General features: G+C 61.5%; 18 protein-coding genes. 10 read left to right on the top strand and 8 right to left on the bottom strand.

Going from position 1 to position 16,750, the window contains the following annotated elements; translation table 11 throughout:
• Window position 1: 1 nt before the first annotated feature.
• The 4 genes from PSH73_RS25670 to PSH73_RS25655 are packed head-to-tail and all read right to left on the bottom strand — an operon-like array spanning window position 2 to window position 2,993.
• Window positions 2-727, bottom strand: a complete 726-nt coding sequence (locus tag PSH73_RS25670) for a DUF484 family protein (protein ID WP_057440488.1) — start codon at window positions 725-727, stop codon at window positions 2-4.
• A 13-nt stretch (window positions 728-740) separates the two neighbouring features.
• The gene (dapF, locus tag PSH73_RS25665; RefSeq protein ID WP_057440487.1) at window positions 741-1,571 is read right to left on the bottom strand and encodes a diaminopimelate epimerase; all 831 of its coding nucleotides are present in this window, start codon (window positions 1,569-1,571) and stop codon (window positions 741-743) included.
• Between the two features lie 3 nt (window positions 1,572-1,574).
• Window positions 1,575-2,822 (bottom strand): diaminopimelate decarboxylase, encoded by a 1,248-nt coding sequence (lysA, locus tag PSH73_RS25660; protein ID WP_057440486.1) that lies wholly within the window; start codon window positions 2,820-2,822, stop codon window positions 1,575-1,577.
• A 9-nt stretch (window positions 2,823-2,831) separates the two neighbouring features.
• Window positions 2,832-2,993 (bottom strand): lipoprotein, encoded by a 162-nt coding sequence (locus tag PSH73_RS25655; protein WP_038444426.1) that lies wholly within the window; start codon window positions 2,991-2,993, stop codon window positions 2,832-2,834.
• Window positions 2,994-3,232: 239 nt separating this feature from the next.
• Between PSH73_RS25655 and cyaY the strand changes: the two genes are divergently transcribed.
• From cyaY to rnk, 3 genes are all read left to right on the top strand, one after another.
• The gene (gene cyaY / locus PSH73_RS25650) at window positions 3,233-3,565 is read left to right on the top strand and encodes an iron donor protein CyaY (protein ID WP_057440485.1); all 333 of its coding nucleotides are present in this window, start codon (window positions 3,233-3,235) and stop codon (window positions 3,563-3,565) included.
• 2 nt (window positions 3,566-3,567) lie between these two features.
• Window positions 3,568-3,786: a DUF1289 domain-containing protein gene (locus tag PSH73_RS25645; RefSeq protein ID WP_057440618.1), complete on the top strand. Its 219-nt coding sequence runs from the start codon at window positions 3,568-3,570 to the stop codon at window positions 3,784-3,786.
• A 143-nt stretch (window positions 3,787-3,929) separates the two neighbouring features.
• Window positions 3,930-4,340 (top strand): nucleoside diphosphate kinase regulator, encoded by a 411-nt coding sequence (rnk, locus tag PSH73_RS25640; RefSeq protein WP_057444204.1) that lies wholly within the window; start codon window positions 3,930-3,932, stop codon window positions 4,338-4,340.
• Here rnk and PSH73_RS25635 read toward each other — a convergent pair.
• From PSH73_RS25635 to PSH73_RS25625, 3 genes are all read right to left on the bottom strand, one after another.
• On the bottom strand, window positions 4,337-7,162 hold the full coding sequence (locus PSH73_RS25635) for a class I adenylate cyclase (RefSeq protein WP_186625823.1): 2,826 nt from the start codon (window positions 7,160-7,162) through the stop codon (window positions 4,337-4,339). The genes rnk and PSH73_RS25635 overlap by 4 nt on opposite strands.
• Before the next feature lie 167 nt (window positions 7,163-7,329).
• Window positions 7,330-7,584, bottom strand: a complete 255-nt coding sequence (locus PSH73_RS25630) for a TIGR02647 family protein (protein ID WP_057440483.1) — start codon at window positions 7,582-7,584, stop codon at window positions 7,330-7,332.
• A 172-nt stretch (window positions 7,585-7,756) separates the two neighbouring features.
• Complete coding sequence (locus tag PSH73_RS25625; protein ID WP_057440482.1) at window positions 7,757-8,041, bottom strand: hypothetical protein; 285 nt, start codon at window positions 8,039-8,041, stop codon at window positions 7,757-7,759.
• 125 nt (window positions 8,042-8,166) lie between these two features.
• Between PSH73_RS25625 and PSH73_RS25620 the strand changes: the two genes are divergently transcribed.
• Window positions 8,167-8,826 carry a glutathione S-transferase family protein gene (locus PSH73_RS25620; RefSeq protein ID WP_198799490.1) on the top strand — a complete coding sequence of 220 codons (660 nt, stop codon included), beginning with the start codon at window positions 8,167-8,169 and terminating at the stop codon, window positions 8,824-8,826.
• Between the two features lie 184 nt (window positions 8,827-9,010).
• Here PSH73_RS25620 and argH read toward each other — a convergent pair whose 3' ends face one another.
• A complete protein-coding gene (argH, locus tag PSH73_RS25615; protein ID WP_057440480.1) occupies window positions 9,011-10,405 on the bottom strand; it encodes an argininosuccinate lyase in 1,395 nt (464 codons plus the stop codon).
• Between the two features lie 550 nt (window positions 10,406-10,955).
• Between argH and PSH73_RS25610 the strand changes: the two genes are divergently transcribed.
• The 6 genes from PSH73_RS25610 (at window position 10,956) to PSH73_RS25585 (ending at window position 16,682) form a co-directional block, all read left to right on the top strand.
• Window positions 10,956-11,702, top strand: a complete 747-nt coding sequence (locus PSH73_RS25610) for a LytTR family DNA-binding domain-containing protein (RefSeq protein WP_057440478.1) — start codon at window positions 10,956-10,958, stop codon at window positions 11,700-11,702.
• A 138-nt stretch (window positions 11,703-11,840) separates the two neighbouring features.
• Window positions 11,841-12,782 carry a hydroxymethylbilane synthase gene (hemC, locus tag PSH73_RS25605; RefSeq protein ID WP_057440477.1) on the top strand — a complete coding sequence of 314 codons (942 nt, stop codon included), beginning with the start codon at window positions 11,841-11,843 and terminating at the stop codon, window positions 12,780-12,782.
• Window positions 12,779-13,546 (top strand): uroporphyrinogen-III synthase, encoded by a 768-nt coding sequence (locus tag PSH73_RS25600; protein ID WP_057960979.1) that lies wholly within the window; start codon window positions 12,779-12,781, stop codon window positions 13,544-13,546. The genes hemC and PSH73_RS25600 overlap by 4 nt, the downstream gene beginning before the upstream one ends.
• A gap of 19 nt (window positions 13,547-13,565) precedes the next feature.
• Window positions 13,566-14,678: a uroporphyrinogen-III C-methyltransferase gene (locus PSH73_RS25595; RefSeq protein ID WP_057960978.1), complete on the top strand. Its 1,113-nt coding sequence runs from the start codon at window positions 13,566-13,568 to the stop codon at window positions 14,676-14,678.
• Between the two features lie 5 nt (window positions 14,679-14,683).
• On the top strand, window positions 14,684-15,925 hold the full coding sequence (locus PSH73_RS25590; RefSeq protein ID WP_057440474.1) for a heme biosynthesis protein HemY: 1,242 nt from the start codon (window positions 14,684-14,686) through the stop codon (window positions 15,923-15,925).
• 235 nt (window positions 15,926-16,160) lie between these two features.
• The gene (locus tag PSH73_RS25585) at window positions 16,161-16,682 is read left to right on the top strand and encodes a disulfide bond formation protein B (RefSeq protein WP_057440473.1); all 522 of its coding nucleotides are present in this window, start codon (window positions 16,161-16,163) and stop codon (window positions 16,680-16,682) included.
• Window positions 16,683-16,750 lie beyond the last annotated feature (68 nt).

Here is a 16,750-nt window from a genome sequence, read left to right as displayed (position 1 = left end):
GCTAGCGCACCGCGCGCAGGGCAGTGGTAAAGCGCGGCAGGCTGCGGCTCAACACTTCAGCAATGTAGGTCAAAAACAGCGTGCCTACCGTGCTCTTGTAGTGCTGCGGATCACGGCTGGCAATGGCCAGGACGCCATGCAGGCCTTGATGGTTGAGGGCGACCACGGCAGTCGAGCCGATCTGCACGCGCTGGTCCTCGCCAAACAGGAAGTCCAGTTCATGCTCGCGCAGGGTGCCGCTGATGGTCTTGCCTTCCGACAACAGGCCGCCAATGGCGGTCTGCGCTTCGCTGCCCTTGACCCAGCGCCCGACCGGCATCGGGTTGTCACTGAACAGGATCAGGCTGACAAACGGCACCTGGAAGTCCTGGCGCAGGCTGTCTTCGACGGCAATGGTCAGGTCTTCCAGGCTGGCGGCATCCAGCAGTGCCAGGATCAGGCGGCGGGTCTTGTCGAACAGGCGGTCGTTGTCGCGGGCCACGTCCATCAACTGTGAGAGCCGATGGCGCATTTCGATATTGCGCTCGCGCAGGATCTTCATCTGCCGCTCCACCAGCGACACGGTATCGCCGCGCTGGTGAGGGATGCGCAGGGCCGGCAGCAGTTCGTCGTGTTCGACGAAGAAGTCCGGGTTAGCCTCCAGGTAAGCGGCGACGGCCGCTGCCTCCAGGCTTTCGCAAGGGGATCCTTCGGGCTGCTTGGCGGGTGCCTGGGGCTTATCGGTCATTGGCGAGTCGCTCTCATAGACGGACCTGTCCTTCGTATACACGGGATGCCGGGCCGGTCATCTTCACCGGTTGGCCTGGGCCTGCCCATTCGATGGACAGGCGTCCGCCGGGCAGGTCGATCAACAGGGGCGAATCCATCCAGCCCTGGCTGATCGCAGCCACGGCGGCGGCGCAAGCGCCGGTGCCACAAGCCTGGGTTTCCCCGGCGCCGCGTTCCCACACGCGCAATTGCGCACGGGAGCGGTCGATGACCTGCAGGAAGCCGACGTTGACCCGCGCCGGAAAGCGCGGGTGATGTTCGATCTTCGGTCCCAGTTCATGCACCGGCGCATTGTTGATGTCGTTGACCCGCAGCACCGCATGGGGGTTGCCCATGGACACAGCGGCCACCTCGACCACAGTGCCGTCGACATCCAGTGGATAACTCAAGGCCTGGGCCTCAGCCTGGAACGGAATATCGGCCGGCACCAGGCGCGGGGCGCCCATGTCGACGCTGATCTGGCCGTCGCTGCGGATATCCAGCTCGATAATGCCGCTTTTGGTCTCGACGCGAATCTGCCGTTTGGCGGTCAGGCGCTTGTCCAGCACGAACCGGGCGAAGCAGCGCGCACCGTTGCCGCACTGTTCCACTTCGGAACCGTCGGAGTTGAAGATCCGGTAACGGAAATCCACCTCCGGATTGCTTGGCGCCTCGACGATCAGCAACTGATCGAAGCCGATGCCGGTATGGCGGTCGCCCCACAGCTTGGCGTGCTTGGGCAGGATATGCGCGTGCTGGCTGACCAGGTCAAGGACCATAAAGTCATTGCCCAGGCCGTGCATCTTGGTAAAACGCAGCAGCATGGCTTACTCCGGCAGCAGGCTTTCGCCAGCAAACAACTCGGCTACCGTCTCGCGGCGACGCACTTCAAACGCTTGATCACCGTCCACCAACACTTCGGCGGTACGCCCGCGGGTGTTGTAGTTGGAGCTCATGACAAACCCGTAGGCACCGGCCGAATGCACGGCCAGCAGATCGCCTTCTGCCAGGGCCAGTTCACGGTCCTTGGCCAGGAAGTCGCTGGTTTCACAAATCGGGCCGACGATGTCATAGGTGCGCGGGGCGCTGTCGCGCGGGCGCACGGCGCTGACATCCATCCAGGCCTGGTACAGCGCCGGGCGGATCAGGTCGTTCATCGCCGCATCGACGATGGCGAAATCCTTGTGTTCGGTGTGCTTGAGGTACTCGACCTGGGTCAGCAGTACGCCTGCATTGGCAACGATGTAGCGGCCCGGCTCGAATATCAGCTTCAGGTCGCGGCCTTCGGTGCGCTCGCGTACGGCCTTGACGTAGTCGGCCACCAGCGGCGGCTCTTCGTCGCGATAACGCACGCCCACGCCACCGCCCAGATCAATGTGGTGCAGGTAGATGCCGCACTCGCCGAGGCGGTCGATCAGCGCCAGTAGGCGGTCGAGGGCATCGAGGAAGGGGGGCAGACTGGTCAGTTGCGAACCGATATGGCAGTCCACACCCAGTACTTCCAGGTTTGGCAGTTGGGCGGCGCGGATATACACGTCTTCGGCGTCGGCAATCGCGATGCCGAACTTGTTCTCTTTGAGACCGGTGGAAATGTACGGGTGGGTACCGGCATCGACATCCGGGTTGACGCGCAGGGAGATCGGCGCACGCACGCCCATCTCGGCGGCCACCACTTGCAGGCGCTCCAGCTCGTCGGTGGACTCGACGTTGAAGCAATGCACGCCGATTTCCAGGGCGCGGCGCATGTCTTCGCGGGTCTTGCCGACCCCGGAGAACACGATTTTGTCAGCCTTGCCGCCTGCGGCCAGTACACGCTCCAGCTCGCCACGGGACACGATGTCAAAACCAGCGCCCAGGCGCGCCAGGACATTGAGTACACCCAGGTTGGAGTTGGCTTTTACTGCATAGCACACCAGGCTTGGCGTGCCCTCCAGTGCATCGGCAAAGGTGCGGTATTGCGCTTCGATATGCGCTCGCGAGTACACATAGGTCGGGGTGCCGAAGCGTTCGGCAATCGCGGACAGCGCCACGCCTTCCGCGAACAGCTCGCCGTTCCGGTAGTTAAAAGCGTCCATGAAATTCCCTTAGTAGGTGTCGTGCTTGTGCGCTTTGGATTGCGACGTTTGCGCCTGTTCATTCGGGTCTTTGCTGTCATCGGGCAGGTACAATGGGCCTTTTTGACCACAGGCACTGACGAGGCAAGCGACCGCGACGAGCGCAGCAAGGGAAGAGATCAGGCGCTTCATGGCTAAATCCTTGAATATGCATTAATTGCGCCCGAGTATACCGACCACCCGCCAGCTTGCCTATGTGCCGGGACACCCGTCCGGCGGGGCTTTGCCGAGTATGTCGTGAAGTGGCCTACATTAATTTGGGATATTTCTCGCGGCTGATGGGAACGAAATCGGTATTCTTTGCAATCATGATGGCGCCTCCGTATCGTGCGGCGCTTGAGCGTGAGTAGACACTTTTTGAGGTTCCCACCATGAGTTTGACCGAAGCCCGCTTTCACGACCTGGTCGATGCGACCCAGCAAGCGCTGGAGGATATTTTCGACGAGAGTGGCCTGGATGTGGATCTGGAAAATTCTGCCGGCGTGCTGACCGTCAAGTTCGAGAACGGCAGCCAATTGATCTTCAGCCGCCAGGAGCCGCTGCGTCAGTTGTGGCTGGCGGCACGTTCCGGAGGTTTTCACTTCGACTATGACGAAGAAGAAAAACGCTGGTCCCACGACACCAGCGATGAGCTGCTGAGCGAAATGCTTGCACGCATCACTCAGGAACAGGCCGGCGTCGAGCTGGATTTCGACGAGATTTGATCGTGACCCAGCCCACACCCGCCCGTCCGCCCAAGCCGCTGTTCAGCAATGTCAGCCCGGCAGTGCCGTCACCTTGTATCAGTTTGTGTCGGCTGGATGAGCAGAAAGTCTGCCTTGGCTGCTTCCGACACGTGGAAGACATCCGGGAATGGCGTTCCGCCGACGATCAGCGGCGCCGCGTGATCGTCGCACAGGCCGAGCAACGCAAGGCCGGTGCCTGACCTTCAGACCAGCCCATCTTGTTTATTTGGTGTGCTGTGGTAGTGTCCGGGTACACCTCAACTCATCGAGGTCCGTGAGAACCCCGCCGTTTATTGGCGGGGTTTTGCTTTTTTGTGCAGAAAAAAAGGAGTCTGCCGCAATCATGACTGCACCTTCCATCATCCTCACCCGTCTCGATGTGCAACGTCTTGAGCAACTGATCGACCGTATGGACGATAAACTGCCAGGCGTCATCGCCCTGCAAGCCGAACTTGACCGCGCTGAAGACGTGGTTGGTCACGATGAAGTGCCTGCCGGTGTCGTGACCATGAACTCCAGCGTGCATTGCCGCGAGCAAAGCAGCGGCAAGGACTATCACCTGACCCTGGTCTACCCCAAGGACGCGAATGCCGACGAAGGCAAGATCTCGATCCTCGCCCCTGTGGGCAGTGCGCTGCTGGGCCTGCAGGTTGGCCAGCACATCGACTGGCCCGCTCCAGGTGGCAAGACCCTCAAGCTTGAGCTGCTGAGTGTCGAAGGCCAGCCTAAAGACGGCGGCGCATTCACGCTCTAGACCTGATTCAAGGCCTGGTTGAGCGCCTGCTCCAACTCGGCCTTGTAGCGCAGGTAGAGATTGCTTGGGCTTTGAACATCACCGAGTAGCCCGGACAGGTCCAGGTCGGTGATGTAGCAACGATAGCGCTCGGTTTCCCGACGCTGCCCGACGATCTCCTGGGCGACCACTGCAAACAGCTGGTCGCCAAATTCCAGTTCACAAAACTCCCGCTGATTGCAGTACAGGGTAATCCCCACCTGGCCTGGCGCGCCCTTGCCGATAATCGCCTGCACGTCGTAGAACGGTTTGTTGGCCTGGACCTGGGGTGCCGGTCGTGGCTCGACCCGACGGGCCCGACCGCTTGCCGATGGCAACAGCTGGTAATACAGCGTTTGCACGGCCCCCAGTGGCTGCTGCGGGTCCAGCGGTGACAGCGCGTCCCGACGATAGATGACCGACTGCAGGAAGCGCTGCAAAGGGGCGAGCAAGCTTTGCTCATCATGAAACGGCAGGCGCTGTTGCCAGAGGGCGTTGAATTCGTCGAGCACGTACAGCTCGGCAAAACCGTCATTGATGCGGTAGAACACCTGCACACAATCCGCCTGGCCCATCGGTAGCAGCGCCGCCAGATCGTGGTCTTCCAGGGCCATGGCATCCAGGTGCAACGGGCTGTAGCTGGCCAGTTCTTCGCTGAGGTATTCCACCAGCGCCTGCTCGCTGGCCAGGGACACATGATTGGCCTGCCCCGGCGCCAGTTCCATGACGTGATAGTGCTGCTGCACCTGGATCAGATAGCGGTGGTTGAGCTGGCTGAGCATCAGGTTTTGCGCGGTATCGAAAATCTCTTCCACACGCTGGGCAATGAACTGCGCACGGTTATGGCAGAAACAGCGCACCCGCAGCCGTGGCAGTTGGTCGTGTGGTAACTGATTCAGGTAATCGCGCAGGCAATCGAGCAGGGCGTGAGGGCCCTCGTAACGGCTGACCATTACCTCGTTCCAGCTGTTGAGTGTCACCTGGTCCAGGGTCAACACCAGGTTTTCCCTGACGCCGGCGTAACTCAGGGAGTCGGTGCGCTCGGTGGTCATCAGGATATTCAAGTCACGGTGGTGCTTGAGCGGGTCGACGCCGACGTTGACCAGCAACAGCACCTCCTCGGGTATCGCCGTACGCAGCAGGCGTTCCTCATCCACCGTGGCCAGGGGCAGGGCGACGGTCTGTTGCAGGCTGCCCAGCAGATTGAACAGCTCGAATTCGCTCAAATCGCTGGTGCCCGGATGCAGGGCCAGGCGCGTGCTGCTGTCGATCACGCCGTTGCGATGGCACCAGGTGAGCATCTCCAGCAGGTCGCGGCTGCGTTTGATCGGCGCAAAGTGCTCCCATTCCAGGGCGGTCAGGCTGCCGTTGTACAGGCCCCAATGGTACTGGCCCGGCTCCTTGCGATTGGGCGAGTGGACCAGGGTGAGGGTGTCTTCGGCCAGGTCCGGGGCAATCCCCGGGTTGATGAACTCGACCTTGCCGGCCTTGCGTTCAAAGGCGGCGTACAGGCGCCGGCCCAGCACATTGAGGTCGCGCTTGTTGATCAGGCTCACGGTCTGTTCGGTGCGGGCGAATTGGGTCAGGAAGCGATAGCTGTAATTGAGCTCATTGACCAGGGCGCGGCGTTCGGACGCGACCTGTCGCACTTTCCACTGGCTGCGGCTGTCGAGCAGGGCCAGTTGCCGCTGGTCCCAGCCCCATTCGTGGGCCAGGCGCTCCAGCAGCGCGCGTTGCCAGCTGGTGGTGCGCTTGCGGTTGACCTTCAGGTACAGGCTGCGCCGCACCAGTTCCAGGCGCTCGGGTTCGTTGCGTCCGCGCAGGTATTCCTCGATGCGACGGTAGACCACGATATACGGGTCCAGCTCATCCAGGTCCAGTTGGTTGGCGAACACCGCGCGTTTGAAACGCAGGCTCAGGCACTGCACCTTGGGGTGCTCGCTGGCATACACCTCGGTGAGCAACAGCTTGAGCACCGACTTGTAGGGTGACTCGATACCCTTGAACAACTGCCACAGGCCGGCGCCGATAAATTCTCCCGGCGGGATATGGGCCAGGTGCCCGAGGTCGAGGGTTTCGTCGGCGCGGATAAAACGTTTGGAAATCAGCGCGTGGGTAAATTCGGCGTAGCGCGCTTCTTCGTAGACTGGCACCAGCCACCAGATTGGCGTGCGCCCGGCCAGCCAGATGGCGGTGCGGTAGAACTCATCGAGCAACAGATAGTGCTGGCTGGTGCCGCAGTCATCTGAGCTGAGCTGGGTATCGCGACCGCCCTGAGCAAAACGGCTGGGTTCGATCAGGAAAAAATGCGCCTCGGCGCCCATGCTCAGGGCCCAGGCCTCCAGCAACTGGCACTTTTTGCGCAATTCGACCAGCTCGGCCTCGTTTACCTCGGCGGCGTGGCAGACCCACACGTCCATATCACTCTGGTCGGCCTGGGCCAGTGTGCCAAGGCTGCCCATCAGGAACAGACCGTGGATCGGAGTGGGCGGGTTGCCGTGGCGTGGCTTGTAGGAAAACGAGCGGGTCAGGCGCTGGGCTTCGGCCAGGACCTGGGCATCCGGTTCAAAATTCGACAAACCGGCCGGCGTACTGCCCGAGACATAGCCAGGCAACAAGGGGTGATTGACATGGAAAAACAGCGGCAGCAGTGCCAGCACGCTTTGCTGGCGCGGCGTCAGGCCTTCGACAGCCCGGGCCATGCGGCCGGCATTGAGGGTGAGGAAACGCGAGCGCAGTTGGGCCAGTACCTTGCGGTCAATGCCTTCATCCAAGTCAGGGCGGATTTCATGGGTACTGGTCATGTCGAACTCAACGGCTCGCAGGCCCGGCGTGGGCGGCCGTGTAGGAGTTTACAGACAGAATCGTAGGAGGTTTAAGGGGAATTTGTTTTTGGCGCCAGAATTTTATCGTCGGCGCAGAAGTGCCCGCGGAATCCGTGAACAGAGGATTCCGTGGGCGATACGGTGGGTCAGGCGGCTTCTTTGGTGGTAGCGGTGGTCAGGATCGTCAGCAGTGTTTGCGCTTGTTCTGCTGCGTCGCGGCCCAGACTGGTCAGGTAGCCGCCATCTGGCTGGTCGATCAGTTTTTTCTCGAACAGGCGTTTGGCCGCAGCAATGGCAGTGGGAGCAGCGGTCTGATGGACTTTCAGACCTTCCTGGGAACTGCCCAGGTTGAAAAGTGCAAGGATTTCCAGTTCGGCAACCAACTCAGGGGTATACGACATAAGGACTCCAGACGTTCTAGGAATTGTCAGGCGCTAGCAGCCCCTAAGGTGAACGTACTTGGGCGAACTGTCCAGTCTGGAGGAGCGAGCTTGCTCGCGAAAAGCGTTAACGTTGACCCGGGGCAGTTGGAGAAACGCGGCGCGCTCAGGTTTTTCGCGAGCAAGGGCAGGGTTACTGGTTTTCCGGCGGCAGCTCTGGCAGGGCGCGCAGGGCGGTTTCATACCAGTCGGTGTTGAACGGCCGGTCTTCTTCCAGCATCGCGTCGATTTCCACGGCCAGCACGTGAGCCATCAGGTTCAGGATGTCTTCGCGCTCGTAGCCCACCAGGGTCAGCTTGTTGAATGTGGCCTTGGCCGCCGGCGGGTTATCGCTTTCGATCTGGTTTTCGATCGCTTGGGTCAAGGTGGATTCGGCGAACTCTTCGTCGTCGTTGTCGATATCGGTTGGCTCGCTCATGGCTGCCTCCTGTCAGGAAAGGGCGTCAGTCTACCTCCATTCAGCCCGGTGATGCTGCTGGTCAGGTGGCGCGTCACGTTCTATAACCTAACCAGCCAACCCCTGCACGGCCTGGAGGCTTTGTGATGCTCAAGCTCTACGGATTTTCGGTCAGTAACTACTACAACATGGTCAAGCTGGCGCTCCTGGAAAAGGGCCTGCCCTTCGAGGAAGTGGCGTTTTATGCCGGGCAAACCCCTGAAGCCCTGGCGGTGAGCCCGCGCGGCAAGGTGCCGGTGCTGAGGGTGGAAAACGGCTTTATCAACGAAACCAGCGTGATTCTCGAGTACCTCGAACAGACGCAATCGGGCCCGGCCCTGCTGCCAGGCGATGCGTTCCAGCGTGCCCAGGTGTTGGCGTTGTGCAGGGAAATCGAGTTGTACATCGAACTGCCGGCCCGGGCTTGCTATGGCGAGGCGTTCTTTGGCATGCCGGTACCGCAGGCGATCAAGGACAAGGCCAAGGCCGAGTTGCTGTTAGGGGTTGCTTCGCTGGGGCGGCACGGCAAGTTTGCGCCGTATGTGGCAGGGGAGCGTTTTACGCTTGCTGATGTGTACTTCATGTACAGCGTGGACTTGGCGTGCGCGGTCGGTGGGAAGCTGTTCGGCCTGGATCTGCTGGCTGAGTTGCCGAAGGCCAAGGCTTTGTTGAAGGCGCTGCAAGACCTGCCCAACGCCCAGCGAGTGGCGGCGGACAAGGACGCGGCGATGCCGGCCTTTATGGCGATGATCGCGGCGAAGAAGTAATAAATGTGGGAGCGGGCTTGTGTGGGAGCTGGGTTTGCCCGCGATGCAGGCACCTCGGTGTGTCAGTGACACTAAGGTGATGCTATCGCAGGCAAGCCAGCTCCCACACAAGCCAGCTCCCACAGTTGACCGAGGTGATTGAAGGCCACGGTCAAAGGTGGGAGCTGGCTTGCCTGCGATGCTTTTAGCGGCTGGCGAGCAGGGCCTGGCCGCGCACCACGGCTGCCTTGACCTGGGCTGGAGCCGTGCCGCCGATATGGTTGCGAGCATTGACCGAGCCTTCCAGGGTCAGTACCGCAAACACGTCTTGCTCGATCTGGTCGCTGAACTGGCGTAGCTCTTCCAGGCTCATTTCCGCCAGATCCTTGCCAGTATCCACGCCGTATTTCACCGCATGGCCAACGATTTCATGGCAGTCACGGAATGGCAGGCCACGGCGCACCAGGTAGTCCGCCAGGTCCGTGGCGGTAGAGAAACCGCGCAGGGCCGCCTCGCGCATGATGGCGTGCTTGGGCTTGATCGCCGGGATCATGTCGGCAAACGCGCGCAGCGAGTCGCGCAGGGTGTCGGCAGCGTCGAACAGCGGTTCCTTGTCTTCCTGGTTGTCCTTGTTGTAGGCCAGAGGCTGGCCTTTCATCAGGGTCAGCAGGCCCATCAGTGCGCCGAATACACGGCCGCTCTTGCCCCGCACCAGCTCTGGCACGTCGGGGTTTTTCTTTTGCGGCATGATCGAACTACCGGTGCAGAAACGATCCGGCAAGTCGATGAACTGGAACTGCGCGCTGGTCCACAACACCAGCTCTTCGGAGAATCGCGACAAGTGCATCATCGCGATGCTGGCGGCGGCGCAGAACTCGATGGCGAAGTCGCGATCCGATACGCCGTCCAGGGAGTTGCCGCCCACGGCGTCGAAACCCAGCAGTTGCGCGGTGTATTCGCGGTCGATCGGGTAGGTGGTGCCGGCCAGCGCGGCGCTGCCCAGGGGCATGCGGTTGGCGCGTTTGCGGCAATCGACCAGGCGCTCGTAGTCGCGGCTGAGCATTTCGAACCAGGCCAGCAGATGGTGGCCAAAGGTCACAGGCTGCGCGGTTTGCAGGTGGGTGAAGCCGGGCATGATGGTGTCCGATTCACGCTCTGCCTGCTCCAGCAGACCTGTTTGCAGGCGGGTGATTTCGGCCAGGATCAAGTCGATTTCATCGCGCAGCCATAGGCGGATATCGGTGGCCACCTGGTCGTTGCGGCTACGCCCGGTGTGCAGTTTTTTGCCGGTCACGCCGATGCGGTCGGTCAGGCGCGCCTCGATATTCATGTGCACGTCTTCAAGGTCCACGCGCCAGTCGAAGGTACCGGCCTCGATTTCGCCACGGATCGTGGTCAGGCCGTCAATGATGCTGTCGCGCTCGGCATCGGTCAGCACGCCGACCTTGGCCAGCATGGTGGCGTGGGCGATGGAGCCCATGATGTCGTGGCGATAGAGGCGCTGGTCGAAATTGACGGAGGCGGTGAAGCGCGCGACGAAGGCGTCGACGGGCTCACTGAAGCGGCCGCCCCAGGACTGGTTGGTCTTGTCGGTGCTCATGGATTCGCTCGTGATCTGCTTAAAAGAGGCATGAAAGTGTGCCGCCGATAATAACAGGGTTGCTGATGGAGGCGTTGATACGCCGCGTCGGCATTTTTATTTGTTTGCTGGATGGCAAAGTGCCTTGCCGTCTGCCGCGTCCGGGATGAGACTGGAGGTGGGAGTGACGCGGGGGTTTAACCCGGCCGGTTCCTGAGGTAAACAAAGGATGTTTATTGAAACGATATTTGACGATTGAGCAATGTCGTCTTCATGAGCGTCTACAGTTGCACTGACAGGGGTGCACTGCACCAATGCCAGGCAATGAGGTCGAACTCCAGGCTAACCTTAAAGTAGAGGGGGTGTTCATATTGTGTATCAGCAAACCCTATGACGATGCCCTGCGGTATCGGGTTATGGGCGGTATTGAACAGGTCCGGGTAAATATTGGTGTCGCTCTCGGGGCACTTTTTGCCGCTCGCGCTAGTCTTAGCGTGGATCGCCGTGACGGAAGTCACCGCACCTGTCTACGCTATCCTTGTGCGAGACTCACGCAGGAATCCAGCGCAATATGAATGTCCTGATCGTTGATGACGAACCCCAAGCCCGCGAGCGACTGAGCCGTATGGTCAGTGAGCTTGAGGGATACAGTGTCCTTGAACCCAGCGCTTGCAGTGGCGACGAGGCATTGGCCTTGATCGAAAGCCTGAAGCCGGATGTGGTGCTGCTCGATATCGCCATGCCGGGCCTTGATGGCCTGCAGGTAGCTGCCCGCTTGAGCGAGCGCGAGTCGCCGCCGGCATTGGTGCTTTGTGCCAGTGAAGAGGAGTTTCCCTCCCAGGCCCTGGAGGCCAGCGGTGTCAGCTTCCTGGTCAAGCCAGTGGCTGCCGATGCGGTACTCAAGGCCTTGAAGAAGGCTGAGCGACCCAATCGCGCCCAACTCGGCGCCTTGACCCAGCCCGCAGCGCAAAGTGGCAACGGCCCGCGTAGCCATATCAGCGCGCGGACCCGCAAGGGCATCGAGCTGATTCCCGTGGACCAGGTGATTTATTTTATCGCCGACCACAAGTACGTGACCTTGCGCCACGAGGTCGGCGAAGTGCTGCTCGATGAGCCGCTCAAGGCCTTGGAAGACGAATTTGGCGAGCGCTTTGTGCGCATCCATCGCAATGCGCTGGTGGCCCGCGAGCGTATCGAGCGCCTGCAACGCACGCCCCTGGGGCATTTCCAGTTGTTCCTCAAAGGGCTCAACGGCGATGCGTTGATCGTCAGCCGACGCCATGTCGCAGGCGTGCGCAAAATGATGCAGCAGCTTTAGCCCGAGGGCTTGAGCGACCTGCATGCCCCGAATCCCGGAGTGACGCGGCCAGGGAGGCCCCGCACTTGCTGATTCAAATCAAGGCGGTTCTGCCTGAGCTGTTATTATCTGCCGTATCTATTCAGTACGGATTGATCCATGTCCTCTCGCGAAATCCGCATCGCCACCCGTAAAAGTGCCCTGGCCTTGTGGCAGGCCGAATACGTCAAAGCCCGCCTTGAGCAAGCCCATCCGGGCCTTACGGTGTCCCTGGTGCCCATGGTCAGTCGCGGCGACAAGCTGCTCGACTCGCCACTGTCGAAAATCGGCGGCAAGGGTCTGTTCGTCAAGGAGCTGGAAACCGCGCTCTTGGAGAATGAGGCCGACATCGCCGTGCACTCGATGAAAGACGTACCGATGGACTTTCCCGAGGGCCTGGGCCTGTATTGCATCTGCGAGCGTGAAGACCCGCGCGATGCCTTCGTGTCCAACACCTACGCCTCCCTTGATGAGTTGCCCCTGGGCAGCATCGTCGGCACATCCAGTCTGCGTCGCCAGGCCCAGTTGCTGACCCGTCGCCCGGACCTGCAGATCCGCTTCCTGCGGGGCAACGTCAATACCCGCCTGGCCAAGCTGGATGCCGGCGAGTACGACGCGATCATCCTGGCGGCGGCGGGCCTGATTCGCCTGGGCTTTGAAGACCGCATCACGTCGGCCATCAGTGTCGAAGACAGCTTGCCAGCCGGTGGGCAGGGGGCCGTCGGTATCGAATGCCGTACCGCAGACCGTGAAATCCAGGCGCTGCTCAAGCCTCTCGATCATCAGCAAACCGAAATTCGCGTCACCGCCGAACGCGCCCTGAACAAGCACCTCAACGGTGGCTGCCAGGTACCGATCGCCTGTTACGCGGTCCTTGAGGGTGACAACCTCTGGCTGCGCGGCCTGGTGGGCGATCCCGACGGTGGTTTACTGCTCACCGCTGAAATCCGCGGGCCACAAGCCGAGGCCGCCAGCCTGGGTGTGAAGGTTGCCGAAGAATTGCTGGCCAAAGGCGCCGGCGCCATTCTGCAAAAAGTCTATGGCGAGGCCGGTCCGCAGTGACCGGTTGGCGTGTGCTGCTGACGCGGCCTGCCGAGGAATCGGCAGCCCTGGCGGCCTCGTTGTCCGAAGCCGGTATCTTCAGCAGCTGCTTGCCGTTGCTGGAAACCGAACCCTTGCCCATCACTCCTGAGCATCAGGCGGTTTTCCAGGGCCTGGATCGCTACTGCGCGGTGATCGTGGTAAGCAAGCCGGCCGCGCGCGTGGCGCTGCAATTGCTCGATCAGTACGCGCCAGCGGTGCCGGCGTTGCCGTGGTTCAGCGTCGGCGCAGCAACGGCCCAGGTTCTGGCTGACCAAGGCCTGGATGTGAGCTACCCCGAGGTTGGGGATGACAGCGAAGCCTTGCTTGAAGTGCCCCGGTTGCGCGAGGCTGTCGCCATTGCCGATGCCCGGGTATTGATCCTGCGCGGGCAGGGTGGGCGAGAGTTGCTGGCTGAGCGTTTACGCGGCCAAGGTGCTAGTGTCGATTATCTGGAGTTGTATCGTCGGTTTCTGCCAGCCTACGACCCGGATGTGCTCGCCCAGCGCATTGCTGTGGAACGCTTGAACGGCCTGGTGGTCAGCAGTGGGCAGGGTTTTTTGCATTTGCAAAGCCTTGCCGGCGCCCATTGGCCACGCGTGGCACAGTTGCCGTTGTTCGTGCCCAGCCCACGCGTCGCCGAAATGGCGCGGGCGGCGGGCGCGGAAAAAGTTGTGGATTGCCGCGGTGCCAGTGCCGCGGCTTTGCTAGTGGCGTTACGGAGCCAGCCCGTTCCCACTCTCTAATAACGCAAAGGATGGACACGTGAGCGAAACAGCCTTGCCTAAAGATGAAGCTCAGCCCGCGCTTGATGCGCCTGTTGAGACCCCGGTCACTGCGCCGCGCCGTGGCAACGGCCTGGCGGTCTTCGCCTTGCTGCTCGGTGCCGCCGGTGTTGCGGCCGGCGGCTGGGGGCTCTGGCAGGTCCGGGCCCTGCAAGCGAGCAGTCAGCAACAGTTGGGGCAGGTGCGTACCCTGGATGAACAATCCCAGGGTATTGAGCAGGCACAACAGCAGTTGGCCGCGCGCCTGGCGCAATTGCCGGGTGCTGATGAGCTGGAAGAACGCCGTCGATTGGTGGCGCAATTGCAGGGCGACCAGCAACGCCTGAATCAGCGTCTGGAAACCGTCCTGGGCGCTAGCCGCAAGGATTGGCGCCTGGCCGAGGCCGAGCATCTGCTGCGTCTGGCCAGCCTGCGCCTGTCGGCCTTGCAGGATATCAACAGTGCCCAGGCGCTGGTGCAGGGCGCCGATGAGATCCTGCGCGAGCAGAGCGATCCCGGTTCCTACGCCGCCCGTGAGCAGTTGGCCAAGAGTTTGGCGGCCTTGCGCAGCGTCGAGCAGCCAGACCGTACCGGGCTGTACCTGCAACTGGCGGCGCTGCGGGACCAGGTGGTGCAACTGGCCGCCGTGTCCCCGGAATATCAGCTGCAAGAGAGCCCACAGGGCCGTCCGAGTACCGACACGGACAGTCGCTGGAGCCAGTGGTGGGAACAGATCTCCCGCTACTTCCGGATCGACTTCAACCCCGACGATAACATCCGCCCGCTGCTGGCAGGCCAAGGCTTGAACCAGGTGCGACTGGCCCTGAGCCTGGCGCTGGAGCAGGCGCAATGGGCGGCGCTCAATGGCGAGCCGGCGGTGTACGCCCGTGCGTTGGGCGAGGCGCGCAGCGTCTTGCAAGACAACTTCAACCAGGACAACCCGCAAAGCCAGGCCATGCTGGCGCGTATCACCGAGCTTGAGCCCAAGGCCGTCTCGGTGGTGACCCCGGACCTCGCCGCGAGCTTGTCTGCGGTGCAGGCTTACCTTGAACGCCGCCATCTGTCTGCCGATGAAGCCAAGGCTTCCGCCGGTAAGCCGGCGACCCAGGAGTAAAGCCGATGAAGCGTTTCTATGTGATCCTGGTGCTGGCGATTGCCCTCGCCCTGGCGCTGGCGGTAGGCATCTCGAAACACACCGGCTATGTGCTGATCACCTATCCCCATGTGCTGCATTACGAGTCTGGCCTGTGGTCGACCCTGGTGGCGGTGTTTGTCGTCGGCCTGGCGATCTATCTGCTGCGGGTGCTGCTGGGGCTGGTGACAACCTCTGGTGGCGTGGTCAATCCCTGGTCGCGCCGCAATCGCAGCCGACGCGTGCAGGTCGCCATCGAGCAAGGGCAGATGGACCTGGCGGAAGGCCGCTGGGCCAGCGCCGAGCGACACCTGCACCGTGCTGCAGAAGCCGAGCGTCAGCCGCTGCTGTATTACCTTGGCGCGGCCCGGGCCGCCAACGAGCAGGGGCGTTATGAAGAGTCCGACGGCCTGCTTGAGCGCGCCCTGGAGCGTCAGCCCCAGGCCGAATTGGCCATCGCCTTGAGCCACGCGCAGTTGCAGATGGACCGTGGCGACACCGACGCCGCCCTGGTGACGCTGCAGGCCATGCATGAACGCCATCCGCACAACGCCCAGGTATTGCGTCAACTCCAGCGCTTGCACCAGCAGCGCGGTGACTGGTCTTCGGTGATCCGCCTGTTGCCAGAACTGCGCAAGGACAAAGTGCTGCCTGCCGCCGAACTGGCAGATCTGGAGCGCCGGGCCTGGGGTGAAAACCTGAGCCTGGCGGTCCAGCGTGAAGAGCACGGTGAAGCCGGCCTGCAATCCCTTGAGCGGGCCTGGCAGCAGTTGACCTCGGCCCAGCGCCAGGAGCCCCAACTGGTGCTGGCCTATGCCGAGCAGTTGCGTCAGCTGGGCGCCGATGCCAAGGCCGAAGAGGCGTTGCGTGTGGCGCTCAAGCGCGGTTATGACAGCCACCTGATCCGGTTGTATGGCCTGTTGCGCGGCAGCGATCCGGCACGCCAGCTGAAATTCGCCGAAGGTTGGCTCAAGGATCATCCGGGGGATGCCAGTCTGTTGCTGACCTTGGGTCGGCTCTGCCTGCAAAACAGTTTGTGGGGCAAGGCGCGGGATTATCTGGAAAGCAGCCTGCAAGTGCAGCGCAACCCCGAGGCCTGCGCCGAGTTGGCGCGGTTGCTGGCGCAGTTGGGTGATACCGAGCGCAGTAATCAACTGTTCCAGGAAGGCCTTGGGCTGCTGGACAGCCGTCTGCTGGCTTCACCGCTGCCGGTGCCTGCACGGGTTTGACGTAGGATTTTTTGAAGGGTTGGCTGGGAAACATCTGGCAGCCAGCCCTTCAAATCCCCTTGGTTAGGGGCGTTTCAGGGGCTGAGGTGGTTTCCCACACTGAGCCACGCAAAGTTACCTACCTTCTGACGGTATATCCCTGCGATCTCACGGAAGCGTCTGCTCCAGCGCGTATTGAAAGGGGTAAGGTCTTTCCTCTACCGTAACTACCTATCTCTTGCGTTGCGGATAAACAATGTCTTTGGCCCCCTCACGCTCCTTGTTCTTCCTGGCGTTCATGGCCGGTGTGCTGACGTTGGGCGCGTCTTTTTATCTGGAATATGGGGCATTGCTGCGACCTTGTTTCCTGTGCCTGATCCAGCGCAGCCTGCTGGCGGTGTTCACCCTGATCAACCTGATAGCGACGCTCCATGGCCCCAGGCGTGTGGGCATTTACCTGTATTGGGCGGCGAGCATGGGCTGTGCATTGCTCGGCGCAGTGACAGCGGTGCGCCAGGTGCTGTTGCAGAATATCCCGCCTGACCAGATGCCCAACTGCTGGCCAAGCCTGGAATACATGATCGAAAACCTGACGCTGGGGCAAGCCCTGCAACTGGCATTCAAGGGCACCGTCGACTGTGTGGAAATCAACTGGACGTTGTTCGACTTGAGCATCCCGGAATGGAGCCTGCTGTTCTTCATTGCCATGCTCATCCTGGGAGGGACGCAGTTTTCACGCCTGTTGTCCGGTCAGGGTTTGCGGTTTGTGAAGCACTGATTGGGGTTGTTGGCTCGTAGGATGGGATTAAACACTTGTATGAACTTTCTGGTCTGCGTACCTTGAAG

This window comes from Pseudomonas sp. FP2294 (genome assembly GCF_030687625.1).
Classification (GTDB): domain Bacteria; phylum Pseudomonadota; class Gammaproteobacteria; order Pseudomonadales; family Pseudomonadaceae; genus Aquipseudomonas; species Aquipseudomonas shahriarae.
This window is presented reverse-complemented; position numbering and strand designations above follow the sequence as displayed.

Excerpts from the sequence above, each read along its gene's own strand:
- PSH73_RS25585 (WP_057440473.1), top strand. The coding sequence starts at position 16,161 with ATGTCTTTGGCCCCCTCACGCTCCTTGTTCTTCCTGGCGTTCATGGCC.
- dapF (WP_057440487.1), bottom strand. The coding sequence starts at position 1,571 with ATGCTGCTGCGTTTTACCAAGATGCACGGCCTGGGCAATGACTTTATG.
- hemC (WP_057440477.1), top strand. The coding sequence starts at position 11,841 with ATGTCCTCTCGCGAAATCCGCATCGCCACCCGTAAAAGTGCCCTGGCC.
- PSH73_RS25670 (WP_057440488.1), bottom strand. The coding sequence starts at position 727 with ATGACCGATAAGCCCCAGGCACCCGCCAAGCAGCCCGAAGGATCCCCT.
- PSH73_RS25630 (WP_057440483.1), bottom strand. The coding sequence starts at position 7,584 with ATGTCGTATACCCCTGAGTTGGTTGCCGAACTGGAAATCCTTGCACTT.
- PSH73_RS25610 (WP_057440478.1), top strand. The coding sequence starts at position 10,956 with ATGAATGTCCTGATCGTTGATGACGAACCCCAAGCCCGCGAGCGACTG.
- PSH73_RS25635 (WP_186625823.1), bottom strand. The coding sequence starts at position 7,162 with ATGACCAGTACCCATGAAATCCGCCCTGACTTGGATGAAGGCATTGAC.
- PSH73_RS25620 (WP_198799490.1), top strand. The coding sequence starts at position 8,167 with ATGCTCAAGCTCTACGGATTTTCGGTCAGTAACTACTACAACATGGTC.
- rnk (WP_057444204.1), top strand. The coding sequence starts at position 3,930 with ATGACTGCACCTTCCATCATCCTCACCCGTCTCGATGTGCAACGTCTT.
- cyaY (WP_057440485.1), top strand. The coding sequence starts at position 3,233 with ATGAGTTTGACCGAAGCCCGCTTTCACGACCTGGTCGATGCGACCCAG.
- lysA (WP_057440486.1), bottom strand. The coding sequence starts at position 2,822 with ATGGACGCTTTTAACTACCGGAACGGCGAGCTGTTCGCGGAAGGCGTG.
- PSH73_RS25625 (WP_057440482.1), bottom strand. The coding sequence starts at position 8,041 with ATGAGCGAGCCAACCGATATCGACAACGACGACGAAGAGTTCGCCGAA.
- argH (WP_057440480.1), bottom strand. The coding sequence starts at position 10,405 with ATGAGCACCGACAAGACCAACCAGTCCTGGGGCGGCCGCTTCAGTGAG.
- PSH73_RS25655 (WP_038444426.1), bottom strand. The coding sequence starts at position 2,993 with ATGAAGCGCCTGATCTCTTCCCTTGCTGCGCTCGTCGCGGTCGCTTGC.
- PSH73_RS25590 (WP_057440474.1), top strand. The coding sequence starts at position 14,684 with ATGAAGCGTTTCTATGTGATCCTGGTGCTGGCGATTGCCCTCGCCCTG.